The sequence below is a fragment of the Agromyces rhizosphaerae genome, from assembly GCF_027925245.1.
Classification (GTDB): Bacteria; Actinomycetota; Actinomycetes; order Actinomycetales; family Microbacteriaceae; genus Agromyces; species Agromyces rhizosphaerae.
The window spans coordinates 3,164,195-3,182,693 of the sequence record NZ_BSDP01000001.1 but is presented as its reverse complement, the minus strand read 5'-3'; the positions used below and the strand labels follow the sequence as shown (position 1 = coordinate 3,182,693).

Sequence of the window (18,499 nt, the reverse complement as noted above, 5' to 3'; positions counted from 1 at the left end):
GTAGTCGAAGAAATCTGGTCGAATGGATCCATGCACGTGTACCGAGAACGACTCTGGCCCACCCCCTGGATGATCGTCGTCAGCCTGCTGCTGATCCCGGCGAGCATCCTCGTGCTGGCGCCCGTCTCCCTGCCCGCGGGCATCGTGACCGGGATCGTGCTCTACCTCGGCACGCTCGGCGCGTTCGTCGCCGCGGCGCCGGTCGTCGAGGTGACCGGGACCGAGCTGCGCGCGGGGAAGGCCAGCATTCCGCTCGCGCTCACGGGCGAGGCGACCGCGCACGAGGGGGCGGATGCCACGGCCGAGCGGGGCGTGCGGCTGGATGCCCGTGCCTGGCTGCTGATCCGCGGCTGGGTGCCGCACGTCGTGAAGGTGCCGATCGTCGACGAGCAGGACCCGACCCCCTACTGGATCGTGTCGTCGCGCCGGCCGACGGAGATGGCCGCCGCGATCAACGGATCGCGACGGCCATCGGAGTCTGCGTAGCGGCGCCGATCAGGCCGCGCACTCGAGGCAGATCGGCCCGAGCTTGGTCTCGTGGTCGATCTGCGAGCGGTGCTTCACGAGGAAGCAGCTCACGCACGTGAACTCGTCGGCCTGCGGAGGCAGCACCACGACGTCGAGTTCCACGTCGGAGAGATCAGCTCCCGGCAGGTCGAACCCACCGGGGTTGTCGGCGTCATCCGCGTCGACCATTCCCGAGTTCTTGTCGGGTACGCGCTCCTTGAGAGCCTCGATCGACTCCGAGTCGTCGTCGCTCTTCCGCGGTGCGTCGTAATCTGTTGCCATTCCGTTCCATTTCTTGGTGGGACAGCCGAAGAAAATCGGCGGCCATAGTCTGCATCAACCGGGGTGGAAGTGCAAACGCCCCACGCCGCCGGTCGATCTGCCCGCTGCAACTTCCGGCACGCCCGGGGTATTCCCCTGCGCCTGCCGGGGCCCATGGCATCCTTGCTCGCAACAGTGAGCAGGGAAGGGCCCGGCGACATGCAGGAACTGAAGGTGATCGGCGTCGAGAACGGCGCGCTGCTCGCCGCCTCCGACGAGGGGGCGAGATTCAGGATCCCGATCGACGACGTGGTGCAGTCGAAGCTCCGCCAGTCGCATCCGGAATCACCCAACGCACCGCGACTCGCGCCCAGGGAGGTGCAGGCGCACATCCGCGCCGGCCTGTCGGCCGAGGAGGTCGCGACCCTCACCGGGGCGTCGCTCGAGGCGATCCGCCGGTTCGAGGGGCCGGTGCTCGCCGAGCGCGAGCACATCGTGAACTCCGCCCTCGCCGTGCCCGTGCACATCGAGGGCGAGGTCGACCCCGACACTCCCCCGACGTTCGGCAGCGTCATCCGCGACCGGCTCGACAAGCTCGGCGCCGACCGCGGCCGCTGGGCGAGCTGGAAGGAGGAGGACCGCGGCTGGATGGTCAAGCTCGAGTTCCGTGCGGACGACATCGACCACGACGCCCGCTGGGGCTTCGAGCCGCGCAAGCGCGCGTTGCAGCCGCTGAACTCCGAGGCCGTGACGCTGTCGCAGCCCGGCGAGCCGAAGGAGGGGCTGATCCCCAAGCTCCGCGCGGTGGGCGCGCAGGACCCCGACGCGTCGCGGTTCGACAGCGGCGCCTTCGCGTTCGACGACGACCTCGAGCCGGCGGATGCCCCGCCGCAGCCCGAGCCCCTGTCGTACTCGCGCACGGTGAAGACGTCGAGCCCCGCCGCGGCGAACGCGGCGATCAAGCGCGCCGCCGAGCCCGAGCAGGCGATGAGCGACACCGCCGACCTGCTCGAGGCGCTGCGGAAGCGACGTGGCGAGCGCGAGTCGGCCGCCGTCGCCGAGGTCTCCGACGACACCGAGCAGTCGCTCGACATCCCCCTGTCGACGTTCGACGAGGAGTTCGACGAGGCGCCCGCCCCGGCGCCGGCACGCGCGCCTCGGAAGTCGCCGCAGAAGCGGCAGCCCGCGGCCAAGCGGCCGCCGCAGAAGCAGGAGGCGCAGAAGCCGGCGGCTCCTGCGCAGCCGGCCGGTGACTCGCTCTGGGGCCGCGTCGCCGCCTCGGGAGAGAGCGACTCCGCCACCCCCGCGCGCGCGACCGCGAACTCGAAGAAGGGCCGTGCGTCGATGCCGAGCTGGGACGAGATCGTCTTCGGCGCGCGCAGCGACGACGACCCCGCCTGAGCAGCGGCCACGACCGCCCGCTGACGCCCGTCCACCGGGCGTTGGCGTGTCGCGCCCGCGCGTCGTACCATTCGAACACATGTTCGAACGGAGGGTGACGCGATGCGCACGATCGACGAGGAGACGGTCGTCTCGACGGGTGACGACGGCGAGCCGCGCCGACTCGTCTGGCGTCAGGTGCGCTACCGCGTGAGCGATCGGCCGACCGCGCTGGTGGGCACGTGTCCCTGGTGGCGCCCGCTCGCCGATACGGGCGTGCGCGGGCCGCTCGACGTCACGGGCTGGCGCTTCCAGGGCACTGCCGACGACGGTTCGGGCTCGCTCGTCTTCGACGTCGTGCTCGACCCCGCCACGCTCCGGTGGAGCGTCGTCGGCACCTACGACTGACACTCCTTAGGCTGTGCGCATGCCGGACCCGTTCAGCGAGCACGTGAGCTCCCCCGAGTGGCTCGCCGCGACCGAGGGCCGGGTGCGGCGGATGCTGCGCGAGGTCGGCGTCCGCCCGACGGGGCCGCTCGAGCGGCGCCGCGTGCGGCCGTGGTCGACGCAGCTCACGATCGCCACCGACGCGGGCACCGTGTGGTGCAAGCAGAACCACCCGGCGATGGCCTTCGAGGCGCGCGTGCAGGCGGTGCTCGCGGAACTGGTGGCGGACGCCGTGCAGGCGCCGCTCGCGATCGACGCCGGACGCGGGCTCCTGCTCATGACCGACCACGGGCCGTCCGTCGCCGAGCGGGGCCAGGTCACGACCGACGTCTGGGCCCGGCTCGTCGGCGAGGCGGCGCGCCTGCAGCGCTCCCTCGTGGGACGGCGCACGGATCTGGTCGGTGCGGGCGTGCCGGATCGCAGCATCCGGGTGGAGGACCGGTTCGAGGACCTCGTCGAGCTGCTGGCGGGGCTTCCGGCGCCGCACCCCGCGCGACTCGTGGATGCCGATGCGTCGCGCCTGCGGGCCGCAGGCCCGGCGGTCGCGGACGCCGTGCGCGTGCTCGCCGACTCGCCGTACCCGTCGGCGTGGAACCACGGCGATCTCCACCCCGGTAACGCCTTCCCCCTGGCCGACGGCGTCCGGCTGTTCGACCTCGCAGACGGGCAGTGGGCGAACGCGCTCGAGGTGCTTGCGGTGCCGCACGACTGGATCGATCGTCAGCCGGACCTCGCGTGGGAACCCGTGCGCGACGCGTGGGCCGCGGCGTGGGGACTCCGCCCGCCCACCGCCGAGGAGTGGCGATCGATGCGCATCGTGCACGCCGTCAACCGCACGGGGACGTGGACCGGCGTGATCGACGACATGACCGAGCCCGAACTCCGGCGCTGGGCGCACTACGCGGCCGACGAACTGCTGGGCGTGCTGCGGCACGCCGGAGGGGACTACGCCGACTTCTCCTGACGGCGCGGCTTGTGCGGCACGATCGTGGGCGCCGCGTTGTCGAGCACGGCCTCGCGCGTGACGACCACGCGGGCGACCTCCTCGCTCGAGGGCACCTCGAACATGATCGGCCCGAGCACCTCCTCGAGGATCGCGCGCAACCCTCGCGCACCGGTCTGCCGGAGCACCGCGAGGTCGGCGATGGCCTCGATGGCCCCCTGGTCGAACTCGAGCTCCACGCCGTCGAGCTCGAACATTCGCTCGTACTGCTTGACGAGCGCGTTCTTCGGCTCCGTGAGGATCTGCATGAGCGCCGGGCGGTCGAGCTGCGAGACGGTCGTGACGACCGGCAGGCGGCCGATGAACTCGGGGATCAGGCCGAACTTGTGCAGGTCTTCGGGGAGCACCTCGCTGAAGATGTCGACCTCGTCGTCCTTGCTGTGCAGCGGGGCGCCGAAGCCGATGCCGCGCTTGCCTGCGCGGGACGAGATGATGTCCTCCAGCCCGGCGAACGCGCCGGCGACGATGAACAGCACGTTCGTCGTGTCGATCTGGATGAACTCCTGGTGCGGGTGCTTGCGACCGCCCTGCGGCGGCACCGAGGCGGTCGTGCCCTCGAGGATCTTCAGCAGCGCCTGCTGCACGCCCTCCCCCGACACGTCGCGGGTGATCGAGGGGTTCTCGGCCTTGCGGGCGATCTTGTCGACCTCGTCGATGTAGATGATGCCGGTCTCCGCGCGCTTGACGTCGAAGTCGGCCGCCTGGATGAGCTTCAGCAGGATGTTCTCGACGTCCTCGCCGACGTAGCCGGCCTCCGTGAGGGCGGTCGCGTCGGCGACGGCGAACGGCACGTTCAGGCGTCGCGCGAGCGTCTGCGCGAGGTAGGTCTTGCCGCAGCCGGTCGGCCCGATGAGCAGGATGTTCGACTTCGCGATCTCGACCTCGTCGCGCGCGTGGTCGGCCGACGTGAGCGTCGTGCGTGCACGCACCCGCTTGTAGTGGTTGTAGACCGCGACGGCGAGGGCGCGCTTCGCGGGCTCCTGCCCGATGACGTACTCCTCGAGGAAGGAGAAGATCTCCTTGGGCTTGGGGAGGTCGAACTCGCCCTGCGTCTCCTCGCCCGACTCGGCGAGGCGCTCCTCGATGATCTCGTTGCAGAGCTCGACGCACTCGTCGCAGATGTACACGCCGGGACCGGCGATGAGCTGCTGCACCTGCTTCTGGCTCTTTCCGCAGAAGGAGCACTTCAGCAGGTCGGCGCTTTCGCCAATGCGGGCCATGCGAGCCTCCTTCGATGTGCGTCGGTTCGAGCCTAACCCGCCGCACCGACTCTGTGAGGGAACTCGCGCGATCATGTCGCGAAACGACGAAGGGCGGGAGGGGCATGCGCCCTCCCGCCCTCGATCGTCGAGCGGATGCTACGGAGCGATCGACGCCGGAGCGTTCTTGCGGCTCGTGAGCACCTGGTCGATGAGGCCGTACTCGAGCGACTCCTCCGCCGAGAGGATCTTGTCGCGGTCGATGTCCTCGTGCACCTGCTGCTGGTCGCGCTTGGAGTGGCGCGCGAGCGTCTCCTCGAGCCACGTGCGCATGCGCATGATCTCGGCGGCCTGGATCTCGATGTCGGACGCCTGGCCCTGGCCTGCCTGGCCGACGGCGGGCTGGTGGATGAGCACGCGCGCGTTCGGCAGCGCCAGGCGCTTGCCGGGCGTGCCCGCCGCCGCGATGACCGCCGCCGCCGACGCGGCCTGGCCGAGCACGACCGTCTGGATCTGCGGGCGGATGTACTGCATCGTGTCGTAGATCGCCGTCATGGCCGTGAACGAGCCGCCGGGCGAGTTGATGTACAGGATGATGTCGCGGTCGGGATCCATCGACTCGAGCACCAGGAGCTGGGCCATGATGTCGTCGGCCGAGGCGTCGTCGACCTGCACGCCGAGGAAGATGATGCGGTCCTCGAACAGCTTGGCGTACGGGTCCTGGCGCTTGTAGCCGTAGGCCGTGCGCTCCTCGAAGCTCGGGAGGATGTAGCGCGAACCGGGGGCGGCGAGGGCGCCGTGCGCGGTGCCGCCGAAGTCGGGAGTCTTCATGTGGGTGTCGTTCTCTCTTCTCTCGCTGCCCTATGCCGCCGTGCCGCCGCCGCCCGAGACGTCGGTCGCCGACTCGCGGATCGCGTCGACGAACCCGTACTCGAGGGCCTCCTCGGCGTTGAACCAGCGGTCGCGGTCGCCGTCGGCGTTGATCTGCTCGACCGTCTTGCCGGTCGCCGCAGCGGTGATCTCGGCGAGGCGGCGCTTCATGTCGAGGATGAGCTGCGCCTGCGTCTGGATGTCGCTCGCGGTGCCGCCGAAGCCGCCGTGCGGCTGGTGCAGCAGCACGCGCGCGTTCGGGGTGATGTAGCGCTTGCCCTTGGCGCCCGCGGTGAGCAGCAGCTGCCCCATCGAGGCGGCCATGCCGATGCCGACCGTGACGATGTCGTTCGGCACGAACTGCATGGTGTCGTAGATCGCCATGCCCGCGGTGATCGAGCCGCCGGGCGAGTTGATGTAGAGGTAGATGTCCTTCTTCGGGTCCTCGGCGGCGAGGAGCAGGAGCTTCGCGGCGATCTCGTTCGCGTTGTCGTCTCGCACCTCGGAACCGAGCCAGATGATGCGGTCCTTCAGCAGTCGATCGAAAACACTGGGCTGCAGTGCCGGTTCGGCCATGTGTCGCTCCATTTCGGTATTCGCGTTCGGCATCGAATCTATCCGCTGCGAATCGGCCGGGTCGTGCTGTTCGCCGTGGGCGGAGGACGTGTCGCGCGCGTCAGGCGATCGGCTCGCCCGGGCGCACCAGGCCGCTCTCGTAGGCGAGCACCGCGACCTGCACGCGATCGCGCACGCCCAGCTTCGCGAACAGCCGCGACACGTAGGTCTTCACCGTCGACTCGCTGAGGAAGAGCCGCTCGGCGATCTCCGCGTTCGACCGGCCGTGGGCGACGAGCCGCACGACCTCCCGCTCGCGCTCCGTGAGCGCCGGCAGCGTGACGGTGGGTCGATCGGCATCGGCCGGGGCCGTGAACCTCCCGAGCAGGCGTGCGGTGACCGTGGGTGCGAGCATGGCGTCTCCCCGGGCGACCACGCGCACCGCGTGCACGAGGTCGGCCGGCGGCGCGTCCTTGAGCAGGAACCCGGATGCCCCCGCCTGCACGGTCGCGAACACGTACTCGTCGAGGTCGAACGTCGTGAGTGCGAGCACGCGTGGCGGCGACTCGCCCGCCATGATCCTGCGCGTCGCCTCGATGCCGTCCACCACCGGCATCCGCACGTCCATGAGCACCACGTCGGGGTGATGGGCGGATGCGGCGGCCACCGCCTGCTCGCCGTCGCCCGCCTCCCCCACGACGACCATGCCGGCCCGCTCGAGGATCAACCGGAACCCGACGCGCACGAGCTCCTGGTCGTCGACGAGCAGCACGCGGAGGGGTGCAGCGGCGTCGTTCACGACGGCCCCAGCACCGGAAGCTCCGCGCGGACGTGCCATCCGCCCTCCTGCGGGCCCGCCTCGAGTTCGCCGCCGTAGATCGCGACGCGCTCGCGCATGCCGAACAGGCCGTGGCCCGCCGCCCCGCTCGCCGCGTGGCCACCGCCGTCGTCCGTCACGGTCACGGTCACCGCGTCCGGCGTCGCGGTCACGACCACGGCCGCCGACCGCGCGTTCGCGTGTCGGCGCACGTTGGTGAGCGCCTCCTGCACGACCCGGTAGACCGCGAGCCCCCGGCCGGCGGAGAGCGCGTCGACGTTGCCGACCACCGAGTACGTGACGTCGAGACCCGCATCCCGGGCCTGCGCGATGAGGTCGGGCAGCCGATCGATGCCCGGCACCGGCGCGAGGCCCGCCTCCTCGTCCTCGCGCAGCAGCGCGACGACCCGACGCACCTCGGCGAGCGAGTCGCGCCCGATCGAGCGGATCGCCTCGAGCGCACGGCGCACCGCGACCGGGTCGTCGTCGACCACTTCGGCGGCGGCCCCCGCCTGCACGACCACCACGCTCATCGAGTGCCCGAGGATGTCGTGCAGCTCGCGCGCGATGCGAGCCCGTTCCTCGGCCACGGCGAGCATGGCTGCATGGCGCGCCTCCGCCTCGGAGCGCTCGGCGCGGAGCGCCGCCGCGACGGCCCGCGCTTCGGATCGGCGCACGCCGAGCGCGATGAGTGCGATCGCGATCAGGATTCCCCAGTGGAACAGGAGCTCGCTCGCATCCTGCAGGTACGGGATGGTGAGGTCCGCGATCACGACGGCGAGCGCCACCGAACCGGCAACCGCCGCGGCTGCCCGCGGGCGGCCGAATCGGATGCCCGAGTAGAGCGCGAAGTACATGGGGACGAGCTCCCCGAAGAACAGGATCTGGAGATCGCCGAGCGTCACGATGCCGGCGAGCACCCAGGTCGCCGGTACGCCGACGAGCGCGATCGGGGCCCGCCGACGCAGGGCGAGCAGGCACCCCGCGAGGACGATCGCGACGCTGCTGACGATCGGCGAGCCGGTGCCCTGCACGGACTCGAGCGGCACCCACACCTCGGCGAGACCTGCGGCTGCGACGATGCCCGCGAGCACCAGGTCGACCGCGAGATCTCGATGGCGGGAACGCTCCATGATCGGAGGCTAGCGCCCGGCGCGTCGCGCGGGAATCCACCCGGGTCGACTCCTCGTGTCGACGCGGGTGGACCGGCCCGGTACGCGGCGCGGCAGACCGTGACGCGCCGGCCCTCCTACGTTCCCGTCAGGGGTCGCGGAACGGCCGCGGCCCGCGATCGAGGAGGTCCTCATGTCCCGCACCGCACTGCCCGCCCTGCGACGAGTCGTCGTCGCCGTCTCGCTGGTCGCCGGCATCGTGCTGGCGTTCGTCGGGCTGCTGCTGCAGCCCGAGTTCCCCGACGACAACGCGGAGTACATCCGCCTGCTCGCGGAGTCGCCCACCGCCGCGCTCGGCCTGCAGCTGTTCGCTCTGTCGCAGGTGTGCTGGGCCATCGGACTGGTCGGACTCGCCCATGCGACGGTGCATCGCGCCCGCGTCACCGGCACGATCGGCGCGGTGCTCTCGGGTCTCGGCGCCTTCGGTCACGCGGTGTTCGCGGGGGCGTCCCTCGTGGGTCGCGAGATGGCCGTGTACGCCACCGAGACGGGCGACACGGCTGCGGCGGTGGCCGCGGCGGATGCCTCCCAGGGCGGCGCCTTCCTGCCCTACCTCGCGTTCGGCCTGCTCGGCACCGTGCTCGGCGTCGTCTTCACGGGCATCGCGATGCTCCGATCGCGCATCGCACCCGTGTGGGTGCCGATCGCGCTGCTCGTGTGGGTCGTCGTCGAGTTCGGACTGCCGAACTTCCTCTCGGGCGTATGGATCACCTACGCCTCGATGGTGCTCGGCCTCATCGCGTTCACCGGGGCCGCGATGGCGATCCTCCGGGGCGGCCGCGGCGCCTGGACGACCGCGCTCGAGGCGGACGAGTCGGTCGACTCCACGGTGGCGCGGGTCGACGCAGCACGCGCCTGACCGGGGCCGGAGACGGCGAGAGGGCCGGATGCCCCCTGGCATCCGACCCTCTCGATCGTGCGGGTGTCGCCTACTCGGCGTCCTTCGCGGCGGCCTTCTTGCGGGCCGGCGCCTTCTTCTTGGGAGCCTCCTCGACCGGGGCCTCCTCGGCGGCCGGCTCCGCGGCGGCCGGCTCCTCGGCGACGGTCTCCTCGACGACGGCGTCGCCCTCAGCGGCATCCGCCTCGTCGTCCTGACCGGGGACCGCGGTGAACTCGCTCAGGTCGACGACGGCACCGTTGGAATCCTTCACGACGGCCTTGCCGAGCACGATCGCGAGCGTCTTGTTGCGCGCGACCTCGCCGACCATGGCCGGGATCTGGCCGTTCGAGCTGAGCGCCTGCACGAACTCGTTCGGGTCCATGCCGTACTGCGCGGCGCCCTGGACGAGGTACTGACTGAGCTCCTCCTGGCTGACCTGCACCGACTCCTTCTCGGCGATCGCGTCGAGCACGATCTGCGTCTTGAAGGCCTTGGTGCTCGACTCGGTGACCTCGGCGCGGTGCTCGTCGTCCTCGAGACGACCCTCGCCCTCGAGGTGGCGGTGCACCTCGTCCTCGATGACCGACTCGGCGACCGGCACCTCGACGAGCTCGAGGAGCTTGTCGACGAGCAGGTCGCGGGCCTGGGTGCCCTGGCCGAAGACCTTCGACTTCGAGACCTGCTCGACGAGGCTCGCCTTGAGCTCGTCGAGGGTGTCGAACTCGCTCGCGATCTGCGCGAAGTCGTCGTCGGCCTCGGGGAGCTCGCGCTCCTTCACGGCGGTGACGTTCACGGTGATCTCGGCGGTCTCGCCCTGGTGGTCGCCGCCGAGCAGCTTCGACTCGAAGGTCGTGGTCTCGCCCGCGGTGAGCGAGTCGAGCGCCTCGTCGATGCCCTCGAGCAACTCGCCCGAGCCGATCTCGTAGGAGACGCCCGAGGCGGTGTCGACCTCGGCGCCGTCGATGGTGGCGACCAGGTCGAGGGTGACGAAGTCACCGGTGGTGGCGGGACGGTCGACCGTGATGAGGGTGCCGAAGCGGGTGCGCAGACGGTCGAGCTCCTCGGCCACCTCGTCGTCGCCGACCTCGACCGCGTCGACGGTCAGCTCGACGCCGGCGTACTCGGGCAGCTCGATCTCGGGGCGCACGTCGACCTCGATGGCGAGCAGCAGGTCGCCCGAGAAGTCCTTGTCGCTGGGCCACTCGACGATGTCGGCCTCCGGGCGGCCGAGCGGGCGGAGCTTGTGCTCCTCGATCGCGGAACGGTAGAAGCCGTCGAGGCCCTCGTTCACGGCGTGCTCGAGCACGGCGCCCTTGCCGACGCGCTGGTCGATGATGGGCGGCGGAACCTTGCCCTTGCGGAAGCCGGGGATGTTGACCTGCTCGGCGATGTGGCCGTAGGCGTGCGTGATGCTGGGCTTGAGCTCCTCCGGCGTCACCGTGATGGTGAGCTTGGCACGGGTGGGGCTCAGCTTCTCAACCGAAGTGGTCGGCATGGAACGGTTCTCCTGAATTCGTGGAAGTTCGAGTCGACTCGAGCGACTCGTCGGGGCGACAGGATTCGAACCTGCGACCTCCCGCTCCCAAAGCGGGCGCTCTAGCCAAGCTGAGCTACGCCCCGAGTCGGCACTCAACTCGTGGGTCTCCCGTGTGGGCGCGCCGAGACGCACCGGTGCACGGAGACAACCCGAACGAGTCTACTGCACGCGTTCCGCGGGCGCGCGGGGCGGCCCGGCCGCGCGCGTGCTCCACGCGCACGCCGGTGAGGACACGGTCCACAGGTGCGCGGCATCCGCCACCGGGCATCCGTGCTCTGGCAGCATTCAGCCATGAGCGACGCGCGCGCGCCACGTCCCGGTCTCCGCCGCTGGCCCGAGGCCCCCGAGCACCTCGTCGACACGACGCGGTGCCCCGCCTGCTTCACGCCGCTGCGCTCGGCGACGTGCGACGCGTGCGGCCTCGCGCTCGACGTGCCGCGCGCCGGGGAGCTGCTCGCGGCCTCGCGCGGGGTGCTCGAGGCCGAGCAGGGCCGGCAGGCGCTCATCGCCGAGTTGCGGGCGGAGCAGGCGGAACGCGAGCGGGCCCGGCGCGAGCACGCCGCGCGCGTCGCCGCGGCGGCACCGGGGTCGGCGGCCGTCGCCGCGCCGGCCGGACCGGGCGAGGGGCGGGCGGATGCCCCCGGCGAGGCGCCCGAGCCGAGCGTCGCGCCCTCCCCTCCCACGCCCGCTTCCGGCTCCGCCGCGGCCGGCGAGACCGCCCCGGCGAGGCGCACGCGTTCTGGCGTGCAGGTGCTGCTCCTCTCGATCGGCGTCATCCTCACGTCGGTCGCGGCGATCGTGTTCCTCTTCGTCGCCTACCTCGTCGCGTCGCTCGAGGTGCGCTCGGTGATCATCGCGTTCGCGAGCGTGCTCGTGCTTGGCCTCGCCTGGCTGCTGCGCCGCCGCGGGCTCGCGGGCACGGCCGAGGGGGTCGCCGTCGTGGCGGTCGTGCTGCTGCTGCTCGACGTGTGGATCGTGCGTGCGAACGCGCTGTTCGGCACCGACCTGCTGGACGGGCGCCTCTACTCCGGCATGGCGCTGCTCGCGCTCTCCGTGCTGCTGATCGGCGCCCGATGGGCGACTCGGGTGCGGGTGCCCGGCTGGGCGGCCGCGGGCCTCGTGCCGACGGCCGTCTTCCTCCTCGGCTCGACCGTTTCCGAGGAACTCCCGACGTCGGTCTGGGCCGGCGGCGGCCTGGCGCTCGCGGTCGGGGCCGCCGCATGGTTCCTGCCGGCATCCGCCTCGAGGGCCGTCGCGGTGGGCGCCGGCGCGTTCGGCGGCATCCTGGCGCTCGCCGCCGCACCGTGGACCGACGAGGTGCCCGTGCTCTGGTCGCTCTGGGCGATCGCCGGCGTGTGGGGCGGATGGGCGCTCATCGCGGACGCGCATCCCGCTGAGCGCCTGCGCCGCGAGTCCGCGCGCGCGGGTGCGCTCCTTGCGGGCATCGCCGCAGCGCTGGGCCCCGCGCTCGAGCTCGCCGACCGGGTGGCCGAGCCCGCCGCGATCGCCCTCGCTCCGGCTGCGGCCGGCGCCGTCGCTGTCCTCGCCGCGGCTGCGCGGCTCCTCCCGATTCGATCGGTCTCGACGCTCGCGGTGTGGGCGTCGGTTCCCGCCCTCGTCGTCGCCGCGGCCGCGAGCGCGTTCGCCCTGCCGTACGCGGTGATGACGGTGGTGGACCGCATCACCGCGTTCGAGTTCGCGTCGGCGTCCGGTACGGGGCGGGAATACGCGCTGGGCAGCGCGGCGGCGGCGATCGCGCTCGGTGCGGCGACGCTCGCGGTCACGTACCTGCTCCGGTCGGGACGCCGCTTCCTCGCCGTGCCGGTCGGCCTGCTCGCGGCGGCGGTGTTCCCGTTCGCGGCGAGCCTCGACCGGCCCGAGTGCGTGGCCGTGCTGCTGCTCGCCGCGGCCGCCGCGCTCGCCGCATGCGCCGCGCTGCGCGTGTCGACGACGGTGCGGGTCGTGCTCGCCTCGGGCGGCGGGCTCGCGGTCGTCGTCGCGCTCCTCGTGGCATCCGACCCGGTGCTCTTCTCTGCGGCGCTCGCCGCGGTCGTCGCGCTCGCGGTCGCGGGGCGGGTGCTCTCGCGCGCGGTCTGGACCGAGGGGGCGGTCGCCGTGGCGGATGCGCTGCACGTCGTGATCGCGGCGCTCGGGGTCGTCGGCCTGTTCGCCGGAGCACCCGCACTGCTCGGTGAACTCGGCGTCGACCTGCCCGAGGACTGGGACGCGGCGGCCTCGTGGGCGTCGGCGGGCGCCGCACTCTGCCTGCTCATCGCCGGGCTCACGTGGCGCGCGTGGCGCGACGCCGACCTCGTGGCTGCAGCCGGTCCGCTCGCCGTGGCTGCGGTGCTCGCCGCCACCACGGTCGCGTTCTCGACCGACGAGCCCTCGCGCGGCGTCGCGGCACTGCTGGTCACGCTGGCCGCGACCGCCTGGCAGTGGAGCCGCCGCGCGATCGTCGTGCGCATGACGCTCGCGCTCGTCGCCCCCGTCGGCGCCCTGATCACGGGCATCGCCCTCGTGACCGACGGGCTGCACCGCGCCGACCTCGCCGGAGTCGCGGGTGCCGTCGCCGCGACGATCGCCGCCGGCGTGCTGCTCCTGCTGCCCGAGGCGCCGCCCACGCCGCGCCTGGTCTGGGCGGGCAGCGTCGCGCTCGTGGCGGTGACGACCGTCGGGCTCGTCGTGATCGGCGACGTGCCGGCCTGGCTGCCGCTCCTCCTGCTCGCGCCGACCCCGGTGCTCGTGGCCGCGTCGGTCGGCGACGTCGTCACCGGACCGTGGCGCCACGCGTCGTGGGGGTCGGTGCTGCTCGCGATCGCCGCGGCGTGGTCGGGCTCGGCGACGCTCGGTGCCGACGCGGTCGAGGCGTACTCGCTGCCGGCGGCGATCGCCCTCGCGACCGTGTGGTTCCTCCTCACCGCACGGCACCATCCGGATGCCCCGCCGGAGCGTTCGGCCACGGCGCTCGCCACGGGAGCGACCGCCACCGCGCTGCTCCCCTCCGCCGCTGCCGCCGACGACGCCGTGCGCGCCCTCGTGGTCGCGGCCGTCGGCATCGCCCTCGTCGTCGCGGGCTTCGTGCTGCCGGAGCGGGTGGCGGGCGCGCGAGCGGCCGCGATCGCCCTCGCGATGGGGTGGGCCGGCACGGCGCTCGCGAGCGCGGTCGCCGGTATCACCGCCGCACGGCTCGGCACCACGTTCCTGCCGCCGGAGCCGTGGGGCGCGGTCGCCCTGATGGCCGGGTTCCTCGCATCGGTCGGCTGGGTGCGCCGGCGCGCGACGCCCGGGGCCGCCGCGGAGTGGCTGCTCGCGGCATCCGTCGCCGTCGCGCTCGCGCCCGTGCTGGCCATGCTGGCGGCCGGCGCGCCGGAGTGGCGCGTCATCCTCGCGCTCGCGGTGCTGGCCGTGCTGCACGTCGCGGCGGCGTGGTCGACGACCCGCCCGTTCGGCGGCTCGGTCACGCGGTGGTCGACGCTCGCGGCGCTCGTGCTCCTCGCGATCGTCTCGCTCGCGACCGACGCGGTGCAGCCCAGCGACCCGGTCACCGCCGGCGTGGCACTCGCGCTACTCGGCGCCGGCGTCATCGACCTGGTCCGGACGCCCGCGCGGTCGTCGTGGAGCACGCTCGGGCCCGGTCTCGCGGTGCTGCTGCTGCCGGCCCTCGCCGCCGACTTCACCGACCCCGAGCTCTGGCGGGTCGTGACGCTCGGTGTGGCGTCGCTCGCAGTGCTGCTCGTCGGCGCGTTCGGCCGCCTGCAGGCCCCGTTCCTCATCGGGGGCGTCGTGCTCGCGGTGCACGCGGTCGCGCAGCTCTGGCCGTGGATCGCGGCGCTCTACCAGGCCGTGTGGTGGTGGGTGTGGCTCGGCATCGCGGGTGTGCTGCTCATCGTGATCGCGGCGACCTACGAGCGGCAGCTGCGCACGGCACGGCGGGTGATCGCGACGATCGGATCGTTCCGCTGACGGGCGCCCGACGGGCTCGGCGCGTGCACGGTGGGACGCCCCGCGTGTACTACCATGTTCCAGTGCCCGAACGGGCGCGCGGGGATGTAGCTCAATGGTAGAGCCTCAGTCTTCCAAACTGATTACGCGGGTTCGATTCCCGTCATCCCCTCCCTGACACGCCCGGTGGACGCCGCTCCGCCGGGCGTTCGTCGTTCCCGGCCACGGGTGTCGGCGGTCGCTCCTACGCTCGGCCACGACCTCACCCGTGACCCGAACGGAGATCCCGTGCCCGACTCGCCCTCGTCGCGCCTGCTGCGCGGCGGACTCGTCCTGCTCGTCATCGCCGCAGCGGTCGGCGCGTTCTACCTCTCGTACGGCGCGCTCTACGAGCTCGCCGTCGCCGCCGGCGGCATCCCGCCCGAACGGGCGTGGGTGTTCCCGCTCATCGTCGACCTGCCGGTCGTGGCCGCGACGCTCATCGCGGTGCTGCTGCCCGACACCTCGCGCGCGCTCACCTGGGTGACGTTCTGGGTGTTCATCGTCGCGACGGTCGCAGGCAACGCGGTGCACGTGCTCGCGCTCCCGGCGTCGTCGCTCGCACTGGGTGTGTGGCCGGCCGTGGTCATCTCGGCCGTGCCGCCGATCGCGCTCGCCTTCACCGCGCACCTCGCGGTGCACACCGTGTTCACGCGGCACCGCTCGCCGGTCGCGGCCGGACTGCTGAAGTCCGTCGCCCACACCGGCGATCTCGACGCGGAGCTCGACGCGCTCGAGACCGGCGAGCCCGTCGTCATCGACGAGGAGCAGGTGGTCGCCGAGGCGCGCGCCCTGCTCGAGGCGAACGTGCCGATGGACCGCGTCACCGAACGGGTCGGCGTGCCCCGCGAGACGCTCGTGGAGTGGATCCGCCGCCACGAGCAGCTCGTCGCCTGAGCCGGCCCGCTCCGCCCCGGCCGGAGACGGCGATGGGCCCGCGGCGATCGCCGCGGGCCCATCGGTGACGTTCGGGGGTGGCTACGGGCCGGTGACGATCTCGATGCCGGTGGCGTCCGCGGCGTCCTGGAGACCGCCCGCGTTCACGAGGTCGGTGAAGCCCGCCGCCTCCATGCGGTCGATGGCCGCGGCCGAGCGGTTGCCCGAGCGGCAGTAGACGACGTACGAGCCCTCGGGGTCGAGCTCGGCGATCGCCGCGTCGAACGAGGCCGACTGCACGTCGATGTTGACCGCGCCGTCGAGGTGACCGGAGGCGTACTCGCCCGCGGTGCGCACGTCGACGACGACCGTGTCGCTGCCGACCTCGATCGGCTCCGCCGACGAGCAGGCCGCGAGTGCGAAGACGGTCGCGAAGGCTGCCGCGAGCAGCGCGATGACGCGGGCGAACGGACGGGTGGTGGAACGCATGGTGCTCATGGGCGTCAATAATACCCCATGGGTATTTGGTCGAGTGACCACTGCGGTCGGCCCGAGGCATCCGTCACCTCTCCCGATCGACCGATCCCCGCGAATCACTGGTGATTCCCAGCGGGCAGGAGTACGGTGGAAGGGTGGTCAGACCACAATGGTCCGACCACGGAAGCGATGGGGCGCCGCGGGTGATCCTCACGGCGCGCAGGGAGAGTCCCGAGGAGGACGCGATGAGCACGCTCGACCAGACCCGCACCACGACCGGTACGACCCACGAGGCCGCCGAGCACCCCGAGGCGTGGCAGGGGTTCGCCCCCGGCCCTTGGCAGGACGGCATCGACGTCCGCGACTTCATCCAGCGCAACTACCTGCCGTACGAGGGCGACGCCGCCTTCCTGCAGGGCCCCACCGAGCGCACGCTGGCCGTCTGGAACACCCTCACGGAGATGTTCCCCGCCGAGCGCGAGCGGGGCGTCTACGACATCGACCCGCACACCCCCTCGACGATCACCTCGCACGCCCCCGGCTACATCAACCGCGACCGCGAGCTCATCGTCGGCCTGCAGACGGATGCCCCGCTGAAGCGCGCGATCATGCCGAACGGCGGATGGCGGATGGTCGCCGGCGCCCTGAAGACCTACGGCTACGACGTCGACGAGCGCGTCGAGGAGACCTTCACCAAGTACCGCAAGACCCACAACCAGGGCGTGTTCGACGCCTACTCCCCCGGCGTGAAGCGCGCACGGCACAGCCACATCATCACCGGGCTGCCCGACGCGTACGGCCGCGGCCGCATCATCGGCGACTACCGCCGCGTGGCCCTGTACGGCGTCGACGCGCTCATCGCCGCGAAGCGCACCGAGCGCGCCGAGCTCGACATGCGGTTCTCGACCGAGGAGGTCATCCGCGACCGCGAGGAGAACGCCGAGCAGATCCGCGCCCTGCAGGAACTGGTCGCGATGGCCGACTCGTACGGCTTCGACATCCGCCGCCCCGCCGGGACCGCGCAGGAGGCCGTGCAGTGGCTGTACTTCGCGTACCTCGGCGCGGTAAAGGAGCAGAACGGCGCGGCCATGTCGTTCGGCCGCAACACCGGCTTCCTCGACGTCTACCTGCAGCGCGACCTCGCCGCGGGCCGCATCGACGAGACCCTGGCGCAGGAGCTCGTCGACGACCTCGTGATCAAGCTGCGCATCGTGCGGTTCCTCCGCACCCCCGAGTACGACGCGCTGTTCAGCGGCGATCCGACCTGGGTGACCGAGTCGCTCGGCGGCGTCGGCGCCGACGGCCGCCCGCTCGTCACCAGGACGGCGTTCCGCATGCTGCAGACGCTCTACAACCTCGGCCCGGCACCCGAGCCGAACCTCACCGTGTTCTGGAGCGCGGACCTGCCCGAGGGCTTCAAGCGGTTCTGCGCGCAGGTGTCGATCGACACGAGCGCGATCCAGTACGAGTCGGATGCCCTGATCCGCAGCGCGTGCGGCGACGACAGCGCCATCGCGTGCTGCGTCTCGCCGATGGCCGTCGGCAAGCAGATGCAGTTCTTCGGCGCACGCGTGAACCTCGCCAAGACCCTGCTCTACGCCATCAACGGCGGACGCGACGAGATCTCCGGCCACCAGGTCGCGCCGGTCGCCGCGCCGGCGCAGGGCGACGTGCTCGACTACGACCAGGTGCGCGAGGCGTTCCGCGGCACCATGGAGTGGCTCGCGGAGACCTACGTCGACGCGCTCAACACGATCCACTACATGCACGACAAGTACGCGTACGAGCGGCTCGAGATGGCGCTGCACGACCGCGACGTCGTGCGCACCATGGCCTGCGGCATCGCGGGGCTCTCCGTGGCCGCCGACTCGCTCTCGGCGATCCGGTACGCGACGGTGCGCCCGGTGCGCGACGAGACCGGCCTGGTCGTCGACTACGTGGTCGAGGGCGAGTACCCCGCCTACGGCAACGACGACGACCGCGCCGACGAGATCGCTGCCGAGCTGGTGCACGAGTTCATGGCGATGGTGCGCAAGCACCCCACCTACCGGAACGCGATCCACACCCAGTCGGTGCTCACCATCACCTCGAACGTGGTCTACGGCAAGGCGACCGGCGGCACGCCCGATGGCCGGCCCGCGGGCGCCCCGTTCGCCCCGGGTGCGAACCCGATGAACGGCCGCGACACGCACGGCATGCTCGCGAGCGCCCTCTCGGTGGCGAAGCTGCCGTTCGAGGACGCGCAGGACGGCATCTCGCTCACCACGACGGTCGCGCCCCAGGGCCTCGGCCGCACCGAGGACGAGCGCGTGTCGAACCTGGTCGGACTGCTCGACGCGTACATCGCACGCAACGGCTACCACATGAACGTCAACGTGCTGCGGCGCGAGACGCTCGTCGACGCCATGGAGCACCCCGAGAACTACCCGCAGCTGACCATCCGCGTCTCGGGCTACGCGGTGAACTTCGTGCGGCTCACGCGCGAGCAGCAGCAGGACGTGCTCGACCGCACCTTCCACGCCGGGGTCTGAGGC

The 18,499-nt window shown here is 72.1% G+C and carries 16 protein-coding genes and 2 tRNA genes; 9 read left to right on the top strand and 9 right to left on the bottom strand.

The genetic code is table 11. From position 1 onward, the window contains the following. Nucleotides 1-30: 30 nt before the first annotated feature. Entirely contained in the window at nucleotides 31-486 is a 456-nt protein-coding gene (locus tag QMG39_RS15020; RefSeq protein ID WP_281886403.1) for a DUF3093 domain-containing protein, read from the top strand. Nucleotides 487-495: 9 nt separating this feature from the next. Here the strand turns inward: QMG39_RS15020 and QMG39_RS15015 are convergent, their stop codons facing one another. After that, nucleotides 496-789 carry a DUF4193 domain-containing protein gene (locus QMG39_RS15015; protein ID WP_281886402.1) on the bottom strand — a complete coding sequence of 98 codons (294 nt, stop codon included), beginning with the start codon at nucleotides 787-789 and terminating at the stop codon, nucleotides 496-498. A gap of 198 nt (nucleotides 790-987) precedes the next feature. Between QMG39_RS15015 and sepH the strand changes: the two genes are divergently transcribed. The 3 genes from sepH to QMG39_RS15000 all read left to right on the top strand — a co-directional run bounded on the left by sepH (nucleotide 988) and on the right by QMG39_RS15000 (nucleotide 3,559). Next, nucleotides 988-2,169, top strand: coding sequence for a septation protein SepH (gene sepH, locus QMG39_RS15010; protein ID WP_281886401.1), 1,182 nt, complete (start codon nucleotides 988-990; stop codon nucleotides 2,167-2,169). A gap of 102 nt (nucleotides 2,170-2,271) precedes the next feature. Next, on the top strand, nucleotides 2,272-2,556 hold the full coding sequence (locus QMG39_RS15005) for a hypothetical protein (protein WP_281886400.1): 285 nt from the start codon (nucleotides 2,272-2,274) through the stop codon (nucleotides 2,554-2,556). 19 nt (nucleotides 2,557-2,575) lie between these two features. Further along, nucleotides 2,576-3,559 (top strand): phosphotransferase, encoded by a 984-nt coding sequence (locus QMG39_RS15000; RefSeq protein WP_281886399.1) that lies wholly within the window; start codon nucleotides 2,576-2,578, stop codon nucleotides 3,557-3,559. Here QMG39_RS15000 and clpX read toward each other — a convergent pair. The 5 genes from clpX to QMG39_RS14975 all read right to left on the bottom strand — a co-directional run bounded on the left by clpX (nucleotide 3,541) and on the right by QMG39_RS14975 (nucleotide 8,172). Continuing rightward, nucleotides 3,541-4,818 carry an ATP-dependent Clp protease ATP-binding subunit ClpX gene (clpX, locus tag QMG39_RS14995; RefSeq protein WP_281886398.1) on the bottom strand — a complete coding sequence of 426 codons (1,278 nt, stop codon included), beginning with the start codon at nucleotides 4,816-4,818 and terminating at the stop codon, nucleotides 3,541-3,543. The two genes, QMG39_RS15000 and clpX, sit on opposite strands and share 19 nt — an antisense overlap. Before the next feature lie 138 nt (nucleotides 4,819-4,956). Next, a complete protein-coding gene (locus tag QMG39_RS14990) occupies nucleotides 4,957-5,628 on the bottom strand; it encodes an ATP-dependent Clp protease proteolytic subunit (RefSeq protein WP_281886397.1) in 672 nt (223 codons plus the stop codon). Nucleotides 5,629-5,658: 30 nt separating this feature from the next. After that, the gene (locus QMG39_RS14985; protein WP_281886396.1) at nucleotides 5,659-6,255 is read right to left on the bottom strand and encodes an ATP-dependent Clp protease proteolytic subunit; all 597 of its coding nucleotides are present in this window, start codon (nucleotides 6,253-6,255) and stop codon (nucleotides 5,659-5,661) included. A gap of 88 nt (nucleotides 6,256-6,343) precedes the next feature. Beyond that, nucleotides 6,344-7,060, bottom strand: a complete 717-nt coding sequence (locus QMG39_RS14980) for a response regulator (protein ID WP_281886395.1) — start codon at nucleotides 7,058-7,060, stop codon at nucleotides 6,344-6,346. Further along, nucleotides 7,018-8,172, bottom strand: a complete 1,155-nt coding sequence (locus tag QMG39_RS14975; RefSeq protein ID WP_281886394.1) for a sensor histidine kinase — start codon at nucleotides 8,170-8,172, stop codon at nucleotides 7,018-7,020. The genes QMG39_RS14980 and QMG39_RS14975 overlap by 43 nt, the downstream gene beginning before the upstream one ends. A gap of 172 nt (nucleotides 8,173-8,344) precedes the next feature. Here QMG39_RS14975 and QMG39_RS14970 point away from each other — a divergent pair, with 172 nt between their 5' ends. Beyond that, entirely contained in the window at nucleotides 8,345-9,070 is a 726-nt protein-coding gene (locus tag QMG39_RS14970; RefSeq protein ID WP_281886393.1) for a hypothetical protein, read from the top strand. 70 nt (nucleotides 9,071-9,140) lie between these two features. Here the strand turns inward: QMG39_RS14970 and tig are convergent, their stop codons facing one another. Together tig and QMG39_RS14960 are read right to left on the bottom strand one after the other, a co-directional pair. Next, nucleotides 9,141-10,586 (bottom strand): trigger factor, encoded by a 1,446-nt coding sequence (gene tig, locus QMG39_RS14965; protein WP_281886391.1) that lies wholly within the window; start codon nucleotides 10,584-10,586, stop codon nucleotides 9,141-9,143. Nucleotides 10,587-10,636: 50 nt separating this feature from the next. Then, nucleotides 10,637-10,711 (bottom strand) — tRNA-Pro (locus QMG39_RS14960). Between the two features lie 208 nt (nucleotides 10,712-10,919). On the opposite strand from QMG39_RS14960, the gene QMG39_RS14955 reads away from it, so the two are divergent. The 3 genes from QMG39_RS14955 to QMG39_RS14945 all read left to right on the top strand — a co-directional run bounded on the left by QMG39_RS14955 (nucleotide 10,920) and on the right by QMG39_RS14945 (nucleotide 15,509). Continuing rightward, on the top strand, nucleotides 10,920-14,594 hold the full coding sequence (locus tag QMG39_RS14955; protein ID WP_281886389.1) for an SCO7613 C-terminal domain-containing membrane protein: 3,675 nt from the start codon (nucleotides 10,920-10,922) through the stop codon (nucleotides 14,592-14,594). An 80-nt stretch (nucleotides 14,595-14,674) separates the two neighbouring features. Continuing rightward, nucleotides 14,675-14,745, top strand: a tRNA-Gly gene (locus QMG39_RS14950). 116 nt (nucleotides 14,746-14,861) lie between these two features. Beyond that, nucleotides 14,862-15,509: a DUF2637 domain-containing protein gene (locus QMG39_RS14945; RefSeq protein WP_281886387.1), complete on the top strand. Its 648-nt coding sequence runs from the start codon at nucleotides 14,862-14,864 to the stop codon at nucleotides 15,507-15,509. A gap of 81 nt (nucleotides 15,510-15,590) precedes the next feature. On the opposite strand, the gene QMG39_RS14940 is transcribed toward QMG39_RS14945, so the two are convergent. Continuing rightward, nucleotides 15,591-15,986 carry a rhodanese-like domain-containing protein gene (locus tag QMG39_RS14940; protein WP_281886385.1) on the bottom strand — a complete coding sequence of 132 codons (396 nt, stop codon included), beginning with the start codon at nucleotides 15,984-15,986 and terminating at the stop codon, nucleotides 15,591-15,593. A gap of 224 nt (nucleotides 15,987-16,210) precedes the next feature. Between QMG39_RS14940 and pflB the strand changes: the two genes are divergently transcribed. Continuing rightward, nucleotides 16,211-18,496 (top strand): formate C-acetyltransferase, encoded by a 2,286-nt coding sequence (gene pflB / locus QMG39_RS14935; RefSeq protein WP_281886383.1) that lies wholly within the window; start codon nucleotides 16,211-16,213, stop codon nucleotides 18,494-18,496. Nucleotides 18,497-18,499: the final 3 nt, after the last annotated feature.

What these genes read in the sequence shown, in the direction of transcription:
- clpX (WP_281886398.1), bottom strand. Translation starts at nt 4,818, where the DNA reads ATGGCCCGCATTGGCGAAAGCGCCGACCTGCTGAAGTGCTCCTTCTGC.
- QMG39_RS14975 (WP_281886394.1), bottom strand. Translation starts at nt 8,172, where the DNA reads ATGGAGCGTTCCCGCCATCGAGATCTCGCGGTCGACCTGGTGCTCGCG.
- pflB (WP_281886383.1), top strand. Translation starts at nt 16,211, where the DNA reads ATGAGCACGCTCGACCAGACCCGCACCACGACCGGTACGACCCACGAG.
- QMG39_RS15005 (WP_281886400.1), top strand. Translation starts at nt 2,272, where the DNA reads ATGCGCACGATCGACGAGGAGACGGTCGTCTCGACGGGTGACGACGGC.
- tig (WP_281886391.1), bottom strand. Translation starts at nt 10,586, where the DNA reads ATGCCGACCACTTCGGTTGAGAAGCTGAGCCCCACCCGTGCCAAGCTC.
- QMG39_RS14985 (WP_281886396.1), bottom strand. Translation starts at nt 6,255, where the DNA reads ATGGAGCGACACATGGCCGAACCGGCACTGCAGCCCAGTGTTTTCGAT.
- sepH (WP_281886401.1), top strand. Translation starts at nt 988, where the DNA reads ATGCAGGAACTGAAGGTGATCGGCGTCGAGAACGGCGCGCTGCTCGCC.
- QMG39_RS15015 (WP_281886402.1), bottom strand. Translation starts at nt 789, where the DNA reads ATGGCAACAGATTACGACGCACCGCGGAAGAGCGACGACGACTCGGAG.
- QMG39_RS14970 (WP_281886393.1), top strand. Translation starts at nt 8,345, where the DNA reads ATGTCCCGCACCGCACTGCCCGCCCTGCGACGAGTCGTCGTCGCCGTC.
- QMG39_RS14955 (WP_281886389.1), top strand. Translation starts at nt 10,920, where the DNA reads ATGAGCGACGCGCGCGCGCCACGTCCCGGTCTCCGCCGCTGGCCCGAG.
- QMG39_RS15000 (WP_281886399.1), top strand. Translation starts at nt 2,576, where the DNA reads ATGCCGGACCCGTTCAGCGAGCACGTGAGCTCCCCCGAGTGGCTCGCC.
- QMG39_RS14940 (WP_281886385.1), bottom strand. Translation starts at nt 15,986, where the DNA reads ATGAGCACCATGCGTTCCACCACCCGTCCGTTCGCCCGCGTCATCGCG.
- QMG39_RS14980 (WP_281886395.1), bottom strand. Translation starts at nt 7,060, where the DNA reads ATGGCACGTCCGCGCGGAGCTTCCGGTGCTGGGGCCGTCGTGAACGAC.
- QMG39_RS14990 (WP_281886397.1), bottom strand. Translation starts at nt 5,628, where the DNA reads ATGAAGACTCCCGACTTCGGCGGCACCGCGCACGGCGCCCTCGCCGCC.
- QMG39_RS15020 (WP_281886403.1), top strand. Translation starts at nt 31, where the DNA reads ATGCACGTGTACCGAGAACGACTCTGGCCCACCCCCTGGATGATCGTC.